This is a genomic window from Lysinibacillus sp. NPDC048646 (genome assembly GCF_050272295.1).
Lineage (GTDB): Bacteria > Bacillota > Bacilli > Bacillales_A > Planococcaceae > Lysinibacillus.
On the sequence record NZ_JBNNLZ010000012.1, the window covers coordinates 102,242 to 119,082 of the forward strand.

At 35.5% G+C, this 16,841-nt stretch carries 18 protein-coding genes and 1 pseudogene; 4 read left to right on the forward strand and 15 right to left on the reverse strand.

Annotated elements, in window-relative coordinates; translation table 11 throughout:
• Positions 1–17: 17 nt before the first annotated feature.
• Positions 18–530, forward strand: a pseudogene (locus ACQKII_RS14300) (MATE family efflux transporter); the annotation flags it as partial.
• A 27-nt stretch (positions 531–557) separates the two neighbouring features.
• Here the strand turns inward: ACQKII_RS14300 and ACQKII_RS14305 are convergent.
• The 9 genes from ACQKII_RS14305 to ACQKII_RS14345 all read right to left on the reverse strand — a co-directional run bounded on the left by ACQKII_RS14305 (position 558) and on the right by ACQKII_RS14345 (position 8,797).
• Positions 558–1,193 (reverse strand): Ger(x)C family spore germination C-terminal domain-containing protein, encoded by a 636-nt coding sequence (locus ACQKII_RS14305; protein ID WP_427460292.1) that lies wholly within the window; start codon positions 1,191–1,193, stop codon positions 558–560.
• A gap of 219 nt (positions 1,194–1,412) precedes the next feature.
• Positions 1,413–2,084: a CAP domain-containing protein gene (locus ACQKII_RS14310; RefSeq protein ID WP_427460294.1), complete on the reverse strand. Its 672-nt coding sequence runs from the start codon at positions 2,082–2,084 to the stop codon at positions 1,413–1,415.
• 204 nt (positions 2,085–2,288) lie between these two features.
• Positions 2,289–2,840 carry a hypothetical protein gene (locus tag ACQKII_RS14315; protein WP_427460296.1) on the reverse strand — a complete coding sequence of 184 codons (552 nt, stop codon included), beginning with the start codon at positions 2,838–2,840 and terminating at the stop codon, positions 2,289–2,291.
• Positions 2,841–3,034: 194 nt separating this feature from the next.
• Positions 3,035–3,943 (reverse strand): CobW family GTP-binding protein, encoded by a 909-nt coding sequence (locus ACQKII_RS14320; RefSeq protein WP_427460298.1) that lies wholly within the window; start codon positions 3,941–3,943, stop codon positions 3,035–3,037.
• Between the two features lie 85 nt (positions 3,944–4,028).
• A complete protein-coding gene (locus ACQKII_RS14325) occupies positions 4,029–5,522 on the reverse strand; it encodes a S41 family peptidase (protein WP_427460300.1) in 1,494 nt (497 codons plus the stop codon).
• A gap of 372 nt (positions 5,523–5,894) precedes the next feature.
• A complete protein-coding gene (locus ACQKII_RS14330; RefSeq protein WP_427460302.1) occupies positions 5,895–6,635 on the reverse strand; it encodes an N-acetylmuramoyl-L-alanine amidase in 741 nt (246 codons plus the stop codon).
• A gap of 439 nt (positions 6,636–7,074) precedes the next feature.
• Positions 7,075–7,368 carry a hypothetical protein gene (locus tag ACQKII_RS14335; RefSeq protein WP_427460304.1) on the reverse strand — a complete coding sequence of 98 codons (294 nt, stop codon included), beginning with the start codon at positions 7,366–7,368 and terminating at the stop codon, positions 7,075–7,077.
• A gap of 260 nt (positions 7,369–7,628) precedes the next feature.
• Positions 7,629–8,054, reverse strand: a complete 426-nt coding sequence (gene fabZ / locus ACQKII_RS14340; RefSeq protein ID WP_427460306.1) for a 3-hydroxyacyl-ACP dehydratase FabZ — start codon at positions 8,052–8,054, stop codon at positions 7,629–7,631.
• Between the two features lie 182 nt (positions 8,055–8,236).
• Positions 8,237–8,797: a cysteine hydrolase family protein gene (locus tag ACQKII_RS14345; protein WP_427460308.1), complete on the reverse strand. Its 561-nt coding sequence runs from the start codon at positions 8,795–8,797 to the stop codon at positions 8,237–8,239.
• A gap of 262 nt (positions 8,798–9,059) precedes the next feature.
• Here ACQKII_RS14345 and ACQKII_RS14350 point away from each other — a divergent pair, with 262 nt between their 5' ends.
• Positions 9,060–9,824: a GNAT family N-acetyltransferase gene (locus tag ACQKII_RS14350; RefSeq protein ID WP_427460310.1), complete on the forward strand. Its 765-nt coding sequence runs from the start codon at positions 9,060–9,062 to the stop codon at positions 9,822–9,824.
• 326 nt (positions 9,825–10,150) lie between these two features.
• Here the strand turns inward: ACQKII_RS14350 and ACQKII_RS14355 are convergent, their stop codons facing one another.
• Positions 10,151–10,312: a hypothetical protein gene (locus tag ACQKII_RS14355; RefSeq protein WP_427460312.1), complete on the reverse strand. Its 162-nt coding sequence runs from the start codon at positions 10,310–10,312 to the stop codon at positions 10,151–10,153.
• 134 nt (positions 10,313–10,446) lie between these two features.
• On the opposite strand from ACQKII_RS14355, the gene ACQKII_RS14360 reads away from it, so the two are divergent.
• Entirely contained in the window at positions 10,447–11,646 is a 1,200-nt protein-coding gene (locus ACQKII_RS14360) for a Ger(x)C family spore germination protein (RefSeq protein WP_427460314.1), read from the forward strand.
• A 218-nt stretch (positions 11,647–11,864) separates the two neighbouring features.
• Here ACQKII_RS14360 and ACQKII_RS14365 read toward each other — a convergent pair whose 3' ends face one another.
• The 3 genes from ACQKII_RS14365 to ACQKII_RS14375 form a co-directional block, all read right to left on the reverse strand.
• A complete protein-coding gene (locus tag ACQKII_RS14365) occupies positions 11,865–12,608 on the reverse strand; it encodes an amidohydrolase family protein (protein WP_427460316.1) in 744 nt (247 codons plus the stop codon).
• A 237-nt stretch (positions 12,609–12,845) separates the two neighbouring features.
• Positions 12,846–13,184: a hypothetical protein gene (locus ACQKII_RS14370; protein WP_427460318.1), complete on the reverse strand. Its 339-nt coding sequence runs from the start codon at positions 13,182–13,184 to the stop codon at positions 12,846–12,848.
• A gap of 204 nt (positions 13,185–13,388) precedes the next feature.
• Positions 13,389–13,724, reverse strand: coding sequence for a hypothetical protein (locus ACQKII_RS14375; protein ID WP_427460320.1), 336 nt, complete (start codon positions 13,722–13,724; stop codon positions 13,389–13,391).
• Between the two features lie 280 nt (positions 13,725–14,004).
• On the opposite strand from ACQKII_RS14375, the gene ACQKII_RS14380 reads away from it, so the two are divergent.
• On the forward strand, positions 14,005–14,667 hold the full coding sequence (locus tag ACQKII_RS14380) for a YIP1 family protein (protein ID WP_427460322.1): 663 nt from the start codon (positions 14,005–14,007) through the stop codon (positions 14,665–14,667).
• A gap of 549 nt (positions 14,668–15,216) precedes the next feature.
• On the opposite strand, the gene ACQKII_RS14385 is transcribed toward ACQKII_RS14380, so the two are convergent.
• Positions 15,217–15,402 (reverse strand): hypothetical protein, encoded by a 186-nt coding sequence (locus tag ACQKII_RS14385; RefSeq protein WP_427460323.1) that lies wholly within the window; start codon positions 15,400–15,402, stop codon positions 15,217–15,219.
• Positions 15,403–15,709: 307 nt separating this feature from the next.
• Entirely contained in the window at positions 15,710–16,588 is an 879-nt protein-coding gene (locus ACQKII_RS14390; protein WP_427460325.1) for a DnaD domain protein, read from the reverse strand.
• Between the last annotated feature and the right edge of the window lie 253 nt (positions 16,589–16,841).

The window sequence follows — 16,841 nt, forward strand, 5'->3', positions numbered from 1 at the left end:
CAATGTATATAGAGTATATTTTTATACAGATTACGAGCCTACTCTATATGGTACCCCTTAGTATTTCAATGGGCGTAACGATTTTAGTTGGTTTTGAAATAGGTGCTGGGCGAATGCAAAGTGCAAAAATCTATAGTTTTATTTGTGTAGGTACTGCGATTGTATTTAGTTTTATCTCCGCTTGTATCCTCTTCATGCTACGTGAACCAGTTGCAAATATGTATTCAACAGATGCAAAAGTTCTGGAGTATGCAGTGCAATTTTTAGTGTTCGCAGCCATTTTCCAACTTTCAGATGCTATTCAGGCACCTGTTCAGGGAGCATTGCGTGGTTATAAGGATGTGACGATAACCTTTATGATGGCAATCATATCGTATTGGATTATTGGTCTACCTGTCGGATATGCACTTGCAACCTATACAGATTTTGGTCCATTCGGCTATTGGATTGGACTTGTAGCAGGCCTTTCTGCAGGCGCCATCACGTTATTAATTCGCTTACTACTCGTGCAACGAAAATTCGCGACATAAAAAAGGAGATGCGTTTGCGTCTCCTTTTTAACGTAAAACTCCTGTACGAATAATCTTTACCTTGACCTTTGGCTCTAAGGTAAGCGAAGCAAATTGCTCGTGCCAATCTTCCTTAAACATTTTTGGATGATAGGAACGAATATGTCGTCCAACTCCTAAAGTATCTGATTTTTGTTCTTGTAATATCTTTAGAACTTCTTCAAAATCAGCTTGTACTTTTTTTTGTATCATCGCTTGAACATCATCTCGAATGTTATTTTCGTAAAGTTTATCATGCGAAAATTCATCAACTTCTATATCAATCGTATAGTCCATCTTTATTGTTTTTCGGTTTACCTCATTCAATATAGTGAGAGAAAGCATCTCACCTGAATCAGTTAACACAATCAGCGTTTCTCCCTTACATATACGTTCAACTGCTTGCGGCATTGTGAACTGTTCAAGCGTCGATACTAAGGTTTCACTCCAATAGGGTTTCTCCGTATCTAGGCGTGCATAAATAGTATCGAGAATTCTTTGTACTTCTTTTGCATCTACTAGTGAGGCATAAAAGCATAATATCGCAGATGATCCATTCCGCCAATCTACTTGTCTAACTGTAAAATCAGATGAATGATAAAAGGCTTTCTGCATACTTTTCATCATTAATTCCACTTTATCCATAAAACGCCTCCTATAGAGGGAAGTATAGGCAAAAACAGCTTTTTTCAAACGTTCCGACCGCCAAACAGTTCAATTTGCTGTAGCATTATTTATCCCACAGCTTAACGTCTTTTCAACATAAAAAGACGTCCAAATAAGCCATAAAAGACTTTTTTGGACGTCCATTCATTTCTGTGAATGAAGTTATTAAAATAAGATTTTCTAGTAATATACGAATGATTATTTTTGAATAAATTGTTGAGTCCAGTAGTTACCTGACTTCACATAACCTACACCAATATGCGTAAATTTGCCATTTAAAATATTAGCACGGTGACCTGGTGAATCCATCCAAGCTTGCACAACCTCTTGTGCTGTACGTTGACCTTTGGCAATGTTTTCACCTGCTCCTTTATACGTAATACCTAATGCTTTCATGCGATCAAATGGTGAACCAAATGTTGGACTCGTATGTGAGAAATAGTTTTTTGATTGCATATCTTGTGATTTCTCACGAGCTGCAGCCATTAATTTTGAATCCGTTTGAAGTGCAGATAATCCAGCTTTTGTACGTTCTGCATTCGTTAATTTTACTACCTCTTGTTCAAATGCATTGACATCAGACGTTGTTGTTGTCGGTGTTGTAGTAGATGGTGCTGTTGTTGTATTCTCTTTTTGCGTTGTTTGTGTATTATTAGTAGTTGTTTGTGTTTGTGTTGGTTTTGATGGTGTTGTAGCCTGTGCTGGTTTTTTCACCTGCCAATTGTTACTTGACCATTTATAGTAATAAGTTGTACAGTTTGTTGTTTGTTTGACTGTATTCCCCTCTGTAGTATTAGATGCAGCAGAAGCCAACTGAATTGGAGCTGCTAATAGAAATGTGACACAAATTGCAGTGAGTGTTTTTTTCATTTTGCAATCTCTCCTCTCTGCAACCTATCGTAAAGGATGAATCTATAAAAATTCTTACCAACATCTGCTAGCTTCGCCAACAAAAGAGTAGATTCCAGTTATACAGGAGTTTTTATGCAATAAATTTTAGCAAGTTTCGCCAATCTATGAAATACTTACGTTTTAAATAGGGTTGACATACCTCAAAAACTAGTGAATTCTATGCTAATATTTTTCATATTGAACACCATAATAAATACTTGCGCCTACAGAAAATCCATGTGTACTTGTTTTAGCTTCTTCTAATTTAATACCAAAACTAAAAAAATCTCCCGGCCCTTGTGTAAATTGGCCAAGTTCGATCACTTGTTCATTATCACCACGAAGTTCAATAAATGGCATTTCTATAGCAGTTGAAGCATTCTTTAAGTTTTGCGTTAAGAAATAACCTTGCAGTCTAGGTAATTTATTGTCAATGGTCAAGGTGAAATAAATATCTTGCACCTCTTCCCGCACTATCACTTCTGTTAAAACGATGTTAGAGTTGCCAATACGGGCGACCACTTCATGCATGCTTTGCGGTCCCTTAGAACTTAACTTAAACCAATCAGATTTTATATAGAAGTTTACAGCTCTATAATCTTCACCAATAGTTGTTCTATAACCATTACCGGACAATATATCTTGTTCTATTGGTGCGTCCCAATAATAGCGATATAACCATAAACCAATCAATATAAGCAACATGATAAATGATATGGAGAATGCTTTCTTCAATCTACTACCCCCTGTCATAACATGCAAAATTAATAACAACATAGAATTCATCATTTTTAGTGCAAAGACTTTAGCATGTATGTGCTTAAAAAGGAGGTGCCTCAGAATTAATCTAAGACGCCCCCTTTTTGCGAAAAAACTTTATATTGCTATAGAAAGTGAAGCGGCAGTTAATACTTTATACTGACAGCTTGTTATGAATTATCCACGCCAATCACAGGCACTGCTCCAACATTTTCTCCTATAATTACAAGTTTTGCCGGCATCTTTACGTATTCTGGGAGCCACTGCACCATGCCATATGCATATTGGAATAGCATTGGATTTCTTATTCCCTCTACTGGCACGTAGCCCTTCATACGGTACACGGAATCAGGTAATTGACGAACCCACTCTTCAAACTGTTCCTGCGTAAAAATTTCTTCGTTAAATTCTACTAACCGTGAGCCCAAGTGGGTCGATGAAATAGGTGCGCTCACAATATCGCGTTTATCCACTTGTGTCGTTGCTGTTAAGTTTTCTAGTAAATGTAATGGCACGCGGCCATTTGTCGTTTGTAAAATAAAGGCATGTGGATTAAAGCCTTGTAACTCATATACTACCTGAGCTTGCTCTGTTTCTGTCAGTAAGTCTATTTTATTGGCAAGCAATAAATGAGCATGACGAATTTGTTCCATAAATAATGAACGTATTTGTGGGGTTAACGTCTCACGATTAAGCCATAACTTTGAGTCAGCCACTGTGACAATGCCTTTTACATGCAACTGTTCTGCAAATAACGGTGAATAGACAGCATCTAGTGCTTCTACGGGATGTGCCGCTCCAGTTGTTTCAATTATGAGCACATCAAATTCACTATCTAATAGAAGAGATTGAATTTGAGCCTCTGTTTTTTCAGCTCCGGAACAGCAAATACAGCCATCTAGCATTTCTTTAAGCGGTACATCTTCCTCAACAGCTTGTGAGTCGAATGGTAATTTTCCAAGTTCATTCATAATGACAGCGGGCTTTAATCCCTTTTCTTTTAGTTGACGAATGACATCAGTCAACATGGATGTTTTACCGCTCCCTAAAAATCCACTAAATAAGTATACGTCTTTCACAATTGTACCCTCCTATGAAAAAAGCTGTCGCATTGGCCGTACGAGACGACTTCTGCGACAGCTGTTAGTTTATTGTTTCCTTAGTTTACTCTTTACCACCAGTAAGCAGTTCTTTTGCTTTTAACAATTGCGGATCATCTGACTTCATTTTTGTACGTATAGCATCCATTAAAGTATAAGTTGTTTCGCCCGTTAAAACACCTGTTTCTTCAAGCTTGCTCGCTGCTTGCAATTTCTTCACTGCACGTTCCGTATATTGGTCAAAAACGCCATCAACTTTTCCTGGTTCGTAGCCTAGAACTTCTAACATTTCTTCTGCCGCTTTCACAGCTTCTGATTGTAAGCCCTCTTTCATTTCAAATGAAGCATCTAAAAATGGTAGTGAGGCATACGATGGGTATGGCACTTTCACATCTGGTTCAATCCCTTTTTCATTAATCCAGTTGCCTTTTGGTGTTAGCCATTTGCCTGTTGTGAATTTTAGATTAGAGCCATCTTTTAATGGCGTAACATTTTGCACGGTACCTTTACCGAAAGATGTTTCCCCAACAATTTTTGCCCCGACGGATTCACTTAACGCTGCTGCTAAAATTTCAGAGGCAGATGCACTACCACTGTCAACAAGAACCGTCACTGGTAAATTATATTTTTTACCACCGATGGCATTTTTGATAGCCGGTTCCTCATCTTTTTCCTGCACTTGAACAATCGGCTTTCCTTCTGCAACGAATAAATTCGAAATTTCAAGCGCAGCATCTAGGTAGCCACCCGGGTTTTGTCGTAAATCCATAACAATCCCTTTCATGCCTTTTCCTTCGTACTCAGCAAGTATTTTTTCCAATTCATCTGCAGTTTGTTCACTAAATGAAGTAATTTGAATATGAGCAATATCCCCATCAAGCATTTCACCGTAAACGGTTTCGACAGGAATATCATCACGAACAATCGTCAATTGGATTGGCTCTGCATTTTCACCGCGTTTTACGGTTAACTTCACGGGCGTCCCTTTTTCACCTCGGATGAGTGCTACAGCCTCTGAAGCACTAAATCCTTGAATGCTTTTCCCGTCGACCGTTAAAATGATATCTTTCGGTAATAGTCCTGCCTTTTCAGCAGGTGAATTTTTTATTGGTGACACTACTGTTATAAAGCCATTACGTTCTTGAATTTCCGCACCAATTCCTTGGAAACTTGACGAAAGACCTGTGTTGAATTTTTCAGCCTCATCTTTCACCATAAAATCAGAATACGGATCGTCTAACGCGTCGAACATGCCATTGATTGCACCATCGACCACTTTTTCATCTTCAATATCTTTGTAATATTTGCTTTTTAGCATATCAAATGCTTCATATAGTTTTGTAAATTCCGCACGCTCTATCGGAACCTTCACTTCTACTACTTTCTTTTCACCAAATGTTAACGCAAAAATCGTTAAACCTGCGGTAATTAAGATTGTAAAGAACATCAGCATAATAAATTTAAACGGTTTCATCTGAATAAATTGTCCCGCTGGTTTTACTTCTACTTGCGGTGTTTGTTCCTGCTGTTCTAAATCATCTTTTTTCTGTTCATCCATCTTGATTGTCACCACTCTCATATACACTAACTTGTTGTCACACTATTACCATCTTAACAGGTTATAGAGTAGACGAAAAGAAAAAGACTGTCAAAATTTCATGACAGCCCTTCCTTTCAAACTATCTTCATATACCCGGCTTAATAAATAACCTCTCACCACGCTGTCAAAAAGTGAAGGACCTATTTATAGACAGCTCTTCCTAAAGGAATGTTGAAAAGGTTGTCGTTATGCATTTCACCAAAGAAAGGAGCACAATAAAAAAATCATCGTGTACCACTGACCTCTGTTAAGTGTAAAATATAATGATACTGCTTTACTATTGTACTCAATTCTTTAAAGCAGTCAAATAATAACTTCCAAGAATGATAATTATGCAGCGACAATATACGTAACTTGCGCCAATTTCGTAGTTTTAATTTTATTTTCTGCATTCTGTGCAGCGTTCATGCCTGTAAACGTACCTGTTTTCACTCGATATTTAGTTCCATCCTGCTCTATATAAGCAACCCAACCAAAGCGTTTCTTCATCACATCTAAAACGCTCTCTGCAGCTTTCCGTGTACTGTATGTGCCAGTTAAAATACGGTATTTCAACGCCTCTACTGATGGATTCTCTGGCTGTTGTGTACCTGCGTTTGTAATCATTTTCAAAAAATTGGACCAAGAAATTTTTCCAGCTCGAATATTTCTCGGACAATTTTTCCCACTAAAATAGTTATGCTGTACAACGTTCTGGATTGAAATGTGCTCATCTTTCATTATTTTTGCAATAAGAATCGCAGCATTTTCCACAGAATTAACGTAATTTCCATCGCTATTCACACAAATTTCAATCTGAATCCCTTGATTATTCCCTATATAATTTCCAGCTCCCCAACATTCCCAATGATGCGCAAACGATTGCACAGCTTCCTTATCATCTACTTGCCAATGCCAACTGGCATCTCGGCTATTCCCATTTACTTGTAGCCTTGCGTGAGCATCTGCGTCGGCCCCTACACTGGTATTGTCAGTTTCATGTACAACAATATATTTTTTAGCATTGTTTTTACCATTCGTTATTTTAGCTGCCTGAGTAGCCGACACTAATTTTTGTCGAATTGTTACCAAGCATTTCCCTCCTCCCTATTCGTAATACCATGTCCTCTACTAGATTTGCTCATTATAAAACCGATTACAATAAACTGTAATCGGCCTTGTAACGAGCACTTCTATTCAACTTACTGCTAACCGTGTCGTCACTTGCCGTAAGTATTTCTAACCAACCTTTCAGGAGTTGATACTTCTATTTTATGCATCTTTACTAGCTGATGCTGTGTTTTTATAAGCACTACTCTTAAACAAATAAATAGCTGACTCTATCGACATTTTGAACCCTCTCACTTGTGAATCTTTAATTAGAATAAATACTCCTTCCATTCCTTTCAAGAAAGGTGGTTGCATACTATCCCTCCATCTTTGCTAACATGGTTTGTCATTCATTAAATACGAGCAAGATATATATTCATCCAGTTTTTTGAGTTAAAAAACTTTGCTTGTTAACATAGCATTACATGAGTTCTTTTAATTTTTTAACGACCGAATGAACGGTTAATCGATGAAAGCTAATTAGTTGGCCCTTAAAAACTACTGAAAAAATACCATATGGCGTCGGCGATAGTGCCATTAGCTCTTGTCTATTTTTAATGTCGATGATGTCAAAATCAATGCCTAATTTATTTGCACCTGCAACCATATTTTCAGTCGCGATATCTACATATGGGCATTGAAAGGAACGGAGAATCGTTAAGTTATTGAATTTCTTCGTTCGCTCACTCCAATCATGAGGAAAATAAGGATTCACTGTTCCAGTGTTAAAATTATAAGTAAGTAATTCAAAATCATATGGAGCCGTATCAACTACTGTGAACTGATTATTTAAAAAGATATCCTTACTTGGTGCCCAAGATGTTTAGCAATCCAAAAACAAGGCAGGACATACTTTCTTTTTGACTAGGCCTGTCATCAATTTATTGCCAGAAAACTTAGGTTTACATCATCCACATATAAAAAGGATCAGCAGTGTAATGTAGCACTACTGATCCTTCCTTTAAATAGTGATGATTAATGACCAAATGCAAATATCAGTTCTGTCTCACATACTAATTCTCCGTCCACAGTTGCCATTCCTTTTCCTTTACCAATAGGACCTTTAAGTCGTGTAATCTCCACTTCAAGACGTAGCTGATCCCCTGATTTTACTTGTTTTTTAAAACGGCAATTATCGATACCTGCTAATAAACCTAACCTGCCTTGATTTCCTTCTTTTGTTGACATGATTATCGCACTTACTTGCGCTAATGCTTCTACTATTAACACACCTGGCATAATTGGATAATTAGGAAAATGACCTTTTAGAAATTCTTCATTAATAGTGACATTTTTAATACCAATAGCTCTCTTTCCTGCTTCTAATTCTAAAATTCTATCTACTAAAAGAAACGGGTAGCGATGCAAAATAACGTCCTTAATGTTTTGACTATCTAGCATTGTAAACCTCCTTTTAACCTTACATCACATTTTATCACTTGATATCAATAGTTGGTACTAATTTTATGTTTTCTTTCTACAGATTATTCGATAAGACGATTTTACACAATAAAAAGCCACGCTCTTAGAACGTGGCTCAATTTTCATTCAGCATTTAAATACTGTAGAAGACTTGAAAGGGATTAACGATATTGATCATGGTTAGGCTCAAATAAATGTTCATGTGCATTTCTGACAACAGAAAAATTGTCTACATTGTAATGTCCATGAAGGAGATCATTGTGGTGGGCTATTATTTTTTCTGCAGACAAAACCTTAGAATCTGTCGTCGAATGTCCATCCCCTACGAGCGTTACATCAAAAGCATGAACCGTAGCTGTTCTCACGGCTGTATCGATACAGTGTTCTGTCTTACAGCCCATGATAACTAAATGAGTGATTTGTTGTTCTTTTAAATATTGCAGCAATTCCGTTTTGTAAAAAGCATTAGTGGCCTCTTTGTCTATAAAAATGGCAGTACTAGTTGGAATATTTATTTCATTGTGAACTTGAAAACCAGGCCCTTGACCATTTGCTACATCCTTATCTCTAACAAAAATAATCGAGGCACCTGCTTCTAATGCTTGATTGATAACGCGATTAATATGCTCAATTAATCTTTTTTTCTGAAACACTTCTTTTTCTTCTTGATTGCCATCCATCAATTGTTGTTGGGCATCAATCACTAATAATGCTTGATTCAATATGCTTATCTCCTCTACGTTTCAATTTTTTAGTAACCATAAAAATTGCCTGTTATTTGAAAAAGAACTACTATTTGTTTAAAATGATTTTACCACATGGTGAGAAATAACAGCATAAGAATTAAAAAATGTAATTTGTAGATTTATAACGATCAATTTCAATTTTCTATAGCTATGAAAAAAAGTATCCATTTAGTTAGATGGATTTTATAAAATCGTAATTATAAGATAGTAATAACTGATTGTGAAAGGCGATGAGAAAATGTCCTACATTCAAATCACTAAAAACAATATTGAAAATGAACATATTTGTTGTGCTTTAGGGGCCAAACAATATGACAAGGCCGTTTTAGAAAAGAAACAATGGTTGACGGATCGAATGGATGAGGGGCTAGTGTTCTATCGCTTAAATGAACGTGCCAAAGTATTTATCGAATATATACCAGCTGAAATGGCATGGGTGCCTATCCAAGCACCTAATTATATGTATATCAATTGTTTATGGGTTTCTGGTAAATATAAAGAGAATGGCTATGCAAAACAATTAATAGATTACTGTAAAGAAGATGCTATTTCCCGGGACATGGATGGGATTGTACATATCACTGGTAAGAAAAAGCTACCGTATTTAAGTGATAATCGCTTTTTTGAACATTTAGGATTTGAAGTCGTAGATCAAGCCGAACCGTATTTTCAATTAATGGCTTTAAAATGGCATGATTATGCAGTTGAACCTTCATTCAAAACGCAATTGAAAATTTCTAATGTAAATAATGAAGGTATCGCAATTTACTATACAGCTCAATGCCCCTTTGCAGTTGGTATTGTGGACGAGCTTAAAAAAGTCGCAGAAAATCATAAGGTGCCTTTCAAGACTCATCGGATAACAACGACAGAACAAGCGCAAAATGCCCCGACGCTATGGACAACTTTTGGTTTGTTTTATAATGGAAAATTTATTACGCATGAAATAATGAGTCCTAATAAATTTGATAAATTACTGTCAAAACTACAAATAGAACAATGAGGTTTTTTCCAAAAAATATACATGAGACCAGGCTCAAAAATAAAAACCTGGTCTATAATAATCTACCCTTTAACAGAGGAGCCGTTCTTCAATTTAAAGGACATGGTGATAATGGTTCTGCTACGCTTACAGGCGAAACACCTCAATCGTTAATCATCGAGAAAAAGGTAGACACAGAACAAATTGTGGTAGGACCCTATTCTATCAATGACAAACACCAATGGAGGTTCAAATTAACTAATCAGTAGTTTTGCTTGTTCCACTACGAGTCCATGTAGATTGTGTGTGCCCCTAGTAAATTGCTAGGGACTTATTTTGTTATTACGTTAATTCAGATATTTGCTATGGTTAGGTAGAGCAATCTGTTCGAAGTTATTCGCTAATTTTTGTAAGTTATTTGTTAGTTCTTCTCCAATCATCGGTAAGCCATGTCCAGTTATCGCTATTTTGGGTTTAAGTGCTTCTAGTTTTTTTCTTCTGTCACTCACACACCTTGGAAGTGCGCCAATAATTCCCCTACATAACACATTGTTTTTATTTGTAATATTGATTAGTGTTCCATTAATATGTTTATCCTTCTATATAATGAAATCACAAAAATGTACCCGAGGTTATTTTGGGGGTGACCAAGATAAAAAAATCAATAACATTGTTATTACTTATTTCACTCAGCTTATTGTTAAGTAGTTGTTGGAGTAAACGAGAATTAAACGAACTAGCTATTGTAGTAGCTGTGGGTGTTGATAAAGTAGAAGAGGAATATGAAGTTTCTTTACAAATTGTTAATCCTAGTGAAGTATCTTCAAGCAAACCTTCTAGTGGACAATCACCAGTAATCACTTACAATGCCAAAGGAGATTCAGTATTTGAAGCGGTAAGGAAAATGACGACATTAACTCCAAGGAAGGCTTATTTTGCACATCTTCAAGTACTTGTAGTTGGCGAAAATCTAGCTAAAGAGGGAATCAGTCAAACACTAGATATATTATCGAGAGACCAAGAAATTAGAAATAATTTTGTTGTTATCATATCTCACCAAGCCACTGCTAAAGAAATTTTAAATGTATTAACCCCTATCGAAAAAATACCTGCAAATAAAATAATAAATTCTCTAGCTGGATCTGAAAAAGCTTGGGGTTCTACATTATCTGTAAATGTTGAAGATTTAATAAATGCCCTTAATAGTATAGGAAATAGTTCTGTTTTACCTGCCATTGAAATACAGGGTGACACACAATTAGGTATAGATAAAACCAATGTAGCAAAAATTAAAACCCCTGTCATATTGAAGTATGTGGGCTTAGTTGTATTTAAAGAAGATAAATTAATGGGATTTTTAACAGAAGAGGAAAGTAGAAGTTTTAATTTTTTGAAAGATAAAATTAAAAGTACCGTTGAAATTATTTCTTGCCCCGAGCAAGGGAAACTAACAACAGAAATTACAAAATCAACAACTAAGATTAAGGGGAAGTTTGAACATGATACGCCAAAAATTGATGTTGAAATTACTATAGAGCAAAATGTGGGTGAAGTTGAATGTGCGATTAATCTAACTGAAAACCAAACCATTACGTACATCAATAAAAAAACTGCAGAATTGATTAAAGATCAAATCGAAAAAACACTGATGACCATTCAAAAAAATTATCAGTTAGACATAATAGGATTTGGAGAAGTACTTTATCGCGAAGATCACAAAGAATGGAAAAAGATCAAAGACGAATGGCCGACAATATTTCCAGATTTGGCAGTCAATATTGAAGTCAAAGTCAACACAAAAGGATTGGGCACGATGAATAACTCAATGTTACAATATGATTAAAGGACAATCCATCCATTTTGCATTTTTTCCAGAATTCCTAAACCCCGAGAACTTAACAAATCAAACGCTATAAATGGCTCTTTAACTAAACATCACCCGCTGAAAGAGTCCTTATAGCGTTTATATGTCCCACCTAAAGTTAACATCTTGCGAAATGCCCAGGTTTTAAATCGATGCAATAAGTTCTATCACTCTACTCTTTCCCAAGCACTTTCAATTTATCTCATATACCAATCAAGTGCATTTTTATAAAGCACCTTATTTACTGCTTCTTCTTCAAGACTATTTTTTATCAGTTCTATATCCAAATATTGGAACGGTCTTTTCGCTCTTGTTGAAGGTAAATCTGTTCCAAACATTAACGCGTCAGGATTTATAGCATAAATCGTCCTAATTGCTTCACTTGCGTTAAAATCAATTCGCCCAAAACCCGTCGCTTTTACTCTAACACCCTTGTCCACCAAAGCTAATAGGTTAGGAAGTCCATCTTTTGATAAACCAAGATGGTCAATTGAAACTGCAGGGAGTTTTTCTACGATTTTCATGATACTTGGTAAATCGTTCGAATTCATGTAGAGCTCTGTATGCCAATTAACTAACTCGTGTACTCTTCTTGCGAAATAATCTAAACGAGATACATCCTCTGAACCACCACGATTCACATTAAAACGAAGAGCTTTCACCCCCAGTTCATTCAGTTTGATAATTTCATCATCACTCGTATCATAAGGTAACTGAGTTACACCGACAAAGTTTTTACCAAGAGTTTGTAACGCATCTACTAAATAAGATTGATCAAACTGTTGAAAAGAACCTGAAACGATAGCACCACCTATTACATTTAAATCAGTGACAGCATGTATATAATCTTCGCAAGTAAAAGCATCCGGCAAATAGCCCTGATTTTCAATCAATGGAAATTCCGGATTAATAATATGTAAATGTGTGTCAAAAATTTTCATGATGATTCCCCCATTCTTATATAAAGTTTAAAGTCGGACTCGTTATAAGTAAATGCCCTTTTAATGAATCCGACTTCGTATTGTACTAATAATTAACACAAAAAGACTCTCCTCTATGATATTTAATCATACACGCTAGCCCTTTCTTGATGACTTTCTCAAAATTCAATTTTGTTTCGAGAATGGCATGAAAAATCCATTTAAAAACATTTCCATAAGCATAGCATGGCACAACATTCAATTTGCGCTTGGCGGAATGATTCCCCCAATTAGTAGCATAAAGAACACTAATCCAATTAAAAAGAATATAACGGAAGCCGTAAATATCGGACCTGTTTTAAAAATGAACCGTTCACTTTTCTGAATAATGCCTGTTTGCGCACTAACTTGAGAATTATAAAACCTAGACATTGCTCCACCACTACTAGAAAAGTAAAAGATTCCCCCAGCAAAAGCTAAACCGGTGAAAAACATTACTTCGATAAATCTTACGGAGAAGAACGAGGCAATAAAATACGTAATCATCACTTCTATCATAAATGCCACCATCATAATGAATAAATTTTTCTTACGCATATAAAACTCCCCTCTTACCATTTTTATGCTATTACATTTTATACGATCGAATCGAATCGAAGTTTCAATTTTTTATAATTTTCCCATTTAATCTCAAATAAAATCCATTGTTACACTTCATTCATATTTAAGTTTAATATTATCCTATATTTGTTTTAGTTGGATCACGTCTTTTGGAGTACCTATGATATTTTAGGTCAACTATCACAGCGTTTCTTTCTTAACTCTTTCATTATAGCCATATTTTTTCCACTTATAATAATTAAAAATAAGCTCTAGTAAAAACACGAAGAAAGTAATCACCATAATTAGTTTCTCATAAAATTCGATGTCACTAGATCTGTAGATGACGATAAGTGAGAGGATTATAATAGGAAGTGACCATAACGAGCGAATAAACTTTCTTCTAGAACTTAATCCAAAATAAACAAAAGTAAATCCTTTATCCACTTTTTCTTTGTCCTTATAAAGCAAGTATAACAACCCATTAATAAGCACGCTCACCACCAATATCATCATAAAAATTTGTAATAATGACACGTTATCTCATCTCCCATATCTCGTATATGTTCATTCCAATGATACATCACACACGCTCTAATTAGGTTATAATTTTCCATTCATCACAAAAACTATTTTTCACTTACCTGAATTATTTAAGATTGCAGCTTGCTTTCACACGGGGAACAAAAAAGCACTTCCCGTAAGAAGTGCCGTTGGATACTACAAAAAATCCTTATTATTGTTAATTTCTATGAAACTTTTTGTTTACTCGACCGTATAGACACTATAAGTATTATCTAATTATGGAGGATTTTAAATGAACAATTTTAATGAACATGAACAGCAGACCTCGCAGTTAAATCCACTTGTATCTGTTTGGTTACACCCCAAACAAACGGCTGCGTTTATGATGACGTACAAATCAATCGGCTATGCTATTTTATTGGTCTCAATTGGTTATATTGGGGCAATGTTTTCTGGTTTAATCGATAGCGATATCTATCCCGGAATGGCCATCTGGCTCATCGCATTGCTTGGTATCGTGGTCTCACCTATATTAGGCATTATAGTTACAGCTATTTATGCAGGCGTATTATTGCTTTTCGGTAAGTTATTCCAAGGAACTGCAACTTATCAAGGAATGTTTAAATCTTTAAGTCTGACATTAATCCCTTCGATTGCACTAATTCCCTTTTATTTAATTTGGTTATTCACGTCACCCGAATCACTATTGACTTCTGAATATACAAGTACCATGCCCATTATTTTCTGGATAACAGTTTTACTAACTATTGTAACGAGCATATGGTCGTTTGTTATTACAATAGCTGTAGTGGCGGAAGCGCATCAAATTTCAAATTGGAAAGCATTCTTCACAGTATTCATTCCTGGTGTGATTATGTTTATCTTATTCATTGTCCTTTTTATTATTATTATTTTTGGTCTAATAGGTCTTGGCATATTCTTTGACACACCATAACTTATAAACGCCCATCTCCATTTTGAGAATGGGCGTTTTTTAATTCTATTCGTTGTAATCATATTAGTTTTAAAGCTTAATATATTCCTGAATTGCTTTATTCGATAATTTAAGATAAATAAAAAAGCCCATTAGGCTCTGATTGTTCAGTCACCTAAACGGCATTTAATTGTACAGACTTTAAAGGTTAGTTTTTTTGAAATTATACAGCAACACGACTGCATCTGATAAAGTTGCACCTACTGAGCAGGTACCTATAGTTGTGAAAGCACACATAGGTGCAGAAGTTGTTAAGATGGAACTTCCATTCATACGGTTTAGGCAAAACTTATTAAATCGCAATAATAAGGCTCATTAACAAATCATGTATTTGTATTCACATCACTCGTTTATGAGCCTTAATGGCGTTAAGCACAATTCTTAAAATTCAACAGCAAAACAAATTAAGCCACTCTCCCGAGCCGATTTTTTTAAAAATAGTTTATTCCTATTCATGTTGATTTAATGAAAAAAATTATATTTCATGATTGTATGACAGGCGATGAGTTATTAATGATAGACAACTCCGTATGGTAACTTGGTATATTTAATTTTCAACTCATCATTAACAAAAATTAAAATATCATCATTTTCAATTTTTATTTCTGTAACAATATAGCCCTCTTCTAATTCCTCACCTATCCAATGCGTAATAATATCAGTTGGAACGTATATTTTAATATTTTCTATTTTCATAAAAAACTCCTCCCACTTCTATAGCGTCAATTCTCTAGACATTAGATAACCTTCATGAGCATTGCATGTTTATAGTAAATCGTGCTTTTACTATAACCTACTTCAGCTGCAATTTCATCGAATGTTTTTCCTATATATAGTCCAGACATAATCTTAATAAGGAATTTTCCAATCAATGTTGTGCCAAATGTTAAAAATAATTAATTTAATCGTCAAAGAAAATAAAACAATGTCAAACCTACAAAACTGAATACTACGGTTACAAAGTGTTTTTACGCTATAGGTCTGAGACTGAAAATTAATTGTTTTACCTCTCTCTCCCTGGCACCTCTAATTTTGCCAAGATTTTTTGACGTTCAGCTTCAAAGTTAATCGCTTGGCTTGCTTGTTCCTGAACATTTACTTCATGTCGTTGATGGAACCATTCAGGAATAAGTTCATGACGCCCTTGTTGTGTACCTCGATGTACATCCTTTTGTTGCTTACGCGTTGCAAATCGATGTCGGTCTGCTTTAACATCTGCACTAGTTGTTAACCCCTTGTTGCGCCAATCTAGTAAAATTTTTTCAACGTAATTCCAACGAAGTACATTGTTTTCAACAGCTAGTTTCATTGCATGAATAACTAGTTCTTCTGATAGATTATCCACCCAATGACTGATTTTGTACGTTACATGAGAAGCAAGAGAGCCAAAGCCATTTTGCTCGTAAAATTGACAAGCATGTTGGAATTTTGACTGTTTCTCTACAGGGTTGTAACTCCTATCATCTTTATTATCATTATTTAGTAAATGATTATTTAGTGATTTAGTAATTAGTAGTGATGGATTTACCGTTTGTGGTTTTTCCGTTGTTGGATAATCCGTTAACGGCTTTTCAGTAGACGGTGCCATTTGTGGTGCTTCAAGCACTAAGAGTTCTATTTTACCAAACGTTCCACAGTTTGATCTGCCCTGTTCCTTGTGAATATAGCCAGCATTCATTAGCTCCTTCACAATATTACCTGTTGCATCACGACCGCATTTGCTACGAGTTGCTAAATCAGCCATACAAAATGACCAATCATTTGGCAATGACAGCATATAGGCAAGCAAACCTTTTGCTTTCCAACTTAAACGATTATCATTCAAAAATCCTTTGTCTAACACAACATATTTTTCCTTTTTTTGAACTCTAACGATTGTCATAATCATCCCCCTTATTCCCCTAAGTTCTCTCTCGTTTAACGATATCCATTAAATCAATCATATCTGTCATTGCATTGGGAGCCTTCTGTATCAAATAATCCATGTGACTTCTGCTATAACACAACTATCGAAGGCTAAGGCTTCTGCCACTTCAACAGCACAATCCCATAGCAATTCTCCACTTGAGACAAAAAATACGTAGTTTCGCGAATAACTGGTTTATTCAAATTGCTCCTTTATCCTCTTATATACC

Excerpts from the sequence above, each read along its gene's own strand:
- ACQKII_RS14380 (WP_427460322.1), top strand. The coding sequence starts at position 14,005 with ATGAACAATTTTAATGAACATGAACAGCAGACCTCGCAGTTAAATCCA.
- ACQKII_RS14365 (WP_427460316.1), bottom strand. The coding sequence starts at position 12,608 with ATGAAAATTTTTGACACACATTTACATATTATTAATCCGGAATTTCCA.
- ACQKII_RS14350 (WP_427460310.1), top strand. The coding sequence starts at position 9,060 with ATGTCCTACATTCAAATCACTAAAAACAATATTGAAAATGAACATATT.
- fabZ (WP_427460306.1), bottom strand. The coding sequence starts at position 8,054 with ATGCTAGATAGTCAAAACATTAAGGACGTTATTTTGCATCGCTACCCG.
- ACQKII_RS14310 (WP_427460294.1), bottom strand. The coding sequence starts at position 2,084 with ATGAAAAAAACACTCACTGCAATTTGTGTCACATTTCTATTAGCAGCT.
- ACQKII_RS14385 (WP_427460323.1), bottom strand. The coding sequence starts at position 15,402 with ATGAAAATAGAAAATATTAAAATATACGTTCCAACTGATATTATTACG.
- ACQKII_RS14390 (WP_427460325.1), bottom strand. The coding sequence starts at position 16,588 with ATGACAATCGTTAGAGTTCAAAAAAAGGAAAAATATGTTGTGTTAGAC.
- ACQKII_RS14325 (WP_427460300.1), bottom strand. The coding sequence starts at position 5,522 with ATGGATGAACAGAAAAAAGATGATTTAGAACAGCAGGAACAAACACCG.
- ACQKII_RS14370 (WP_427460318.1), bottom strand. The coding sequence starts at position 13,184 with ATGCGTAAGAAAAATTTATTCATTATGATGGTGGCATTTATGATAGAA.
- ACQKII_RS14305 (WP_427460292.1), bottom strand. The coding sequence starts at position 1,193 with ATGGATAAAGTGGAATTAATGATGAAAAGTATGCAGAAAGCCTTTTAT.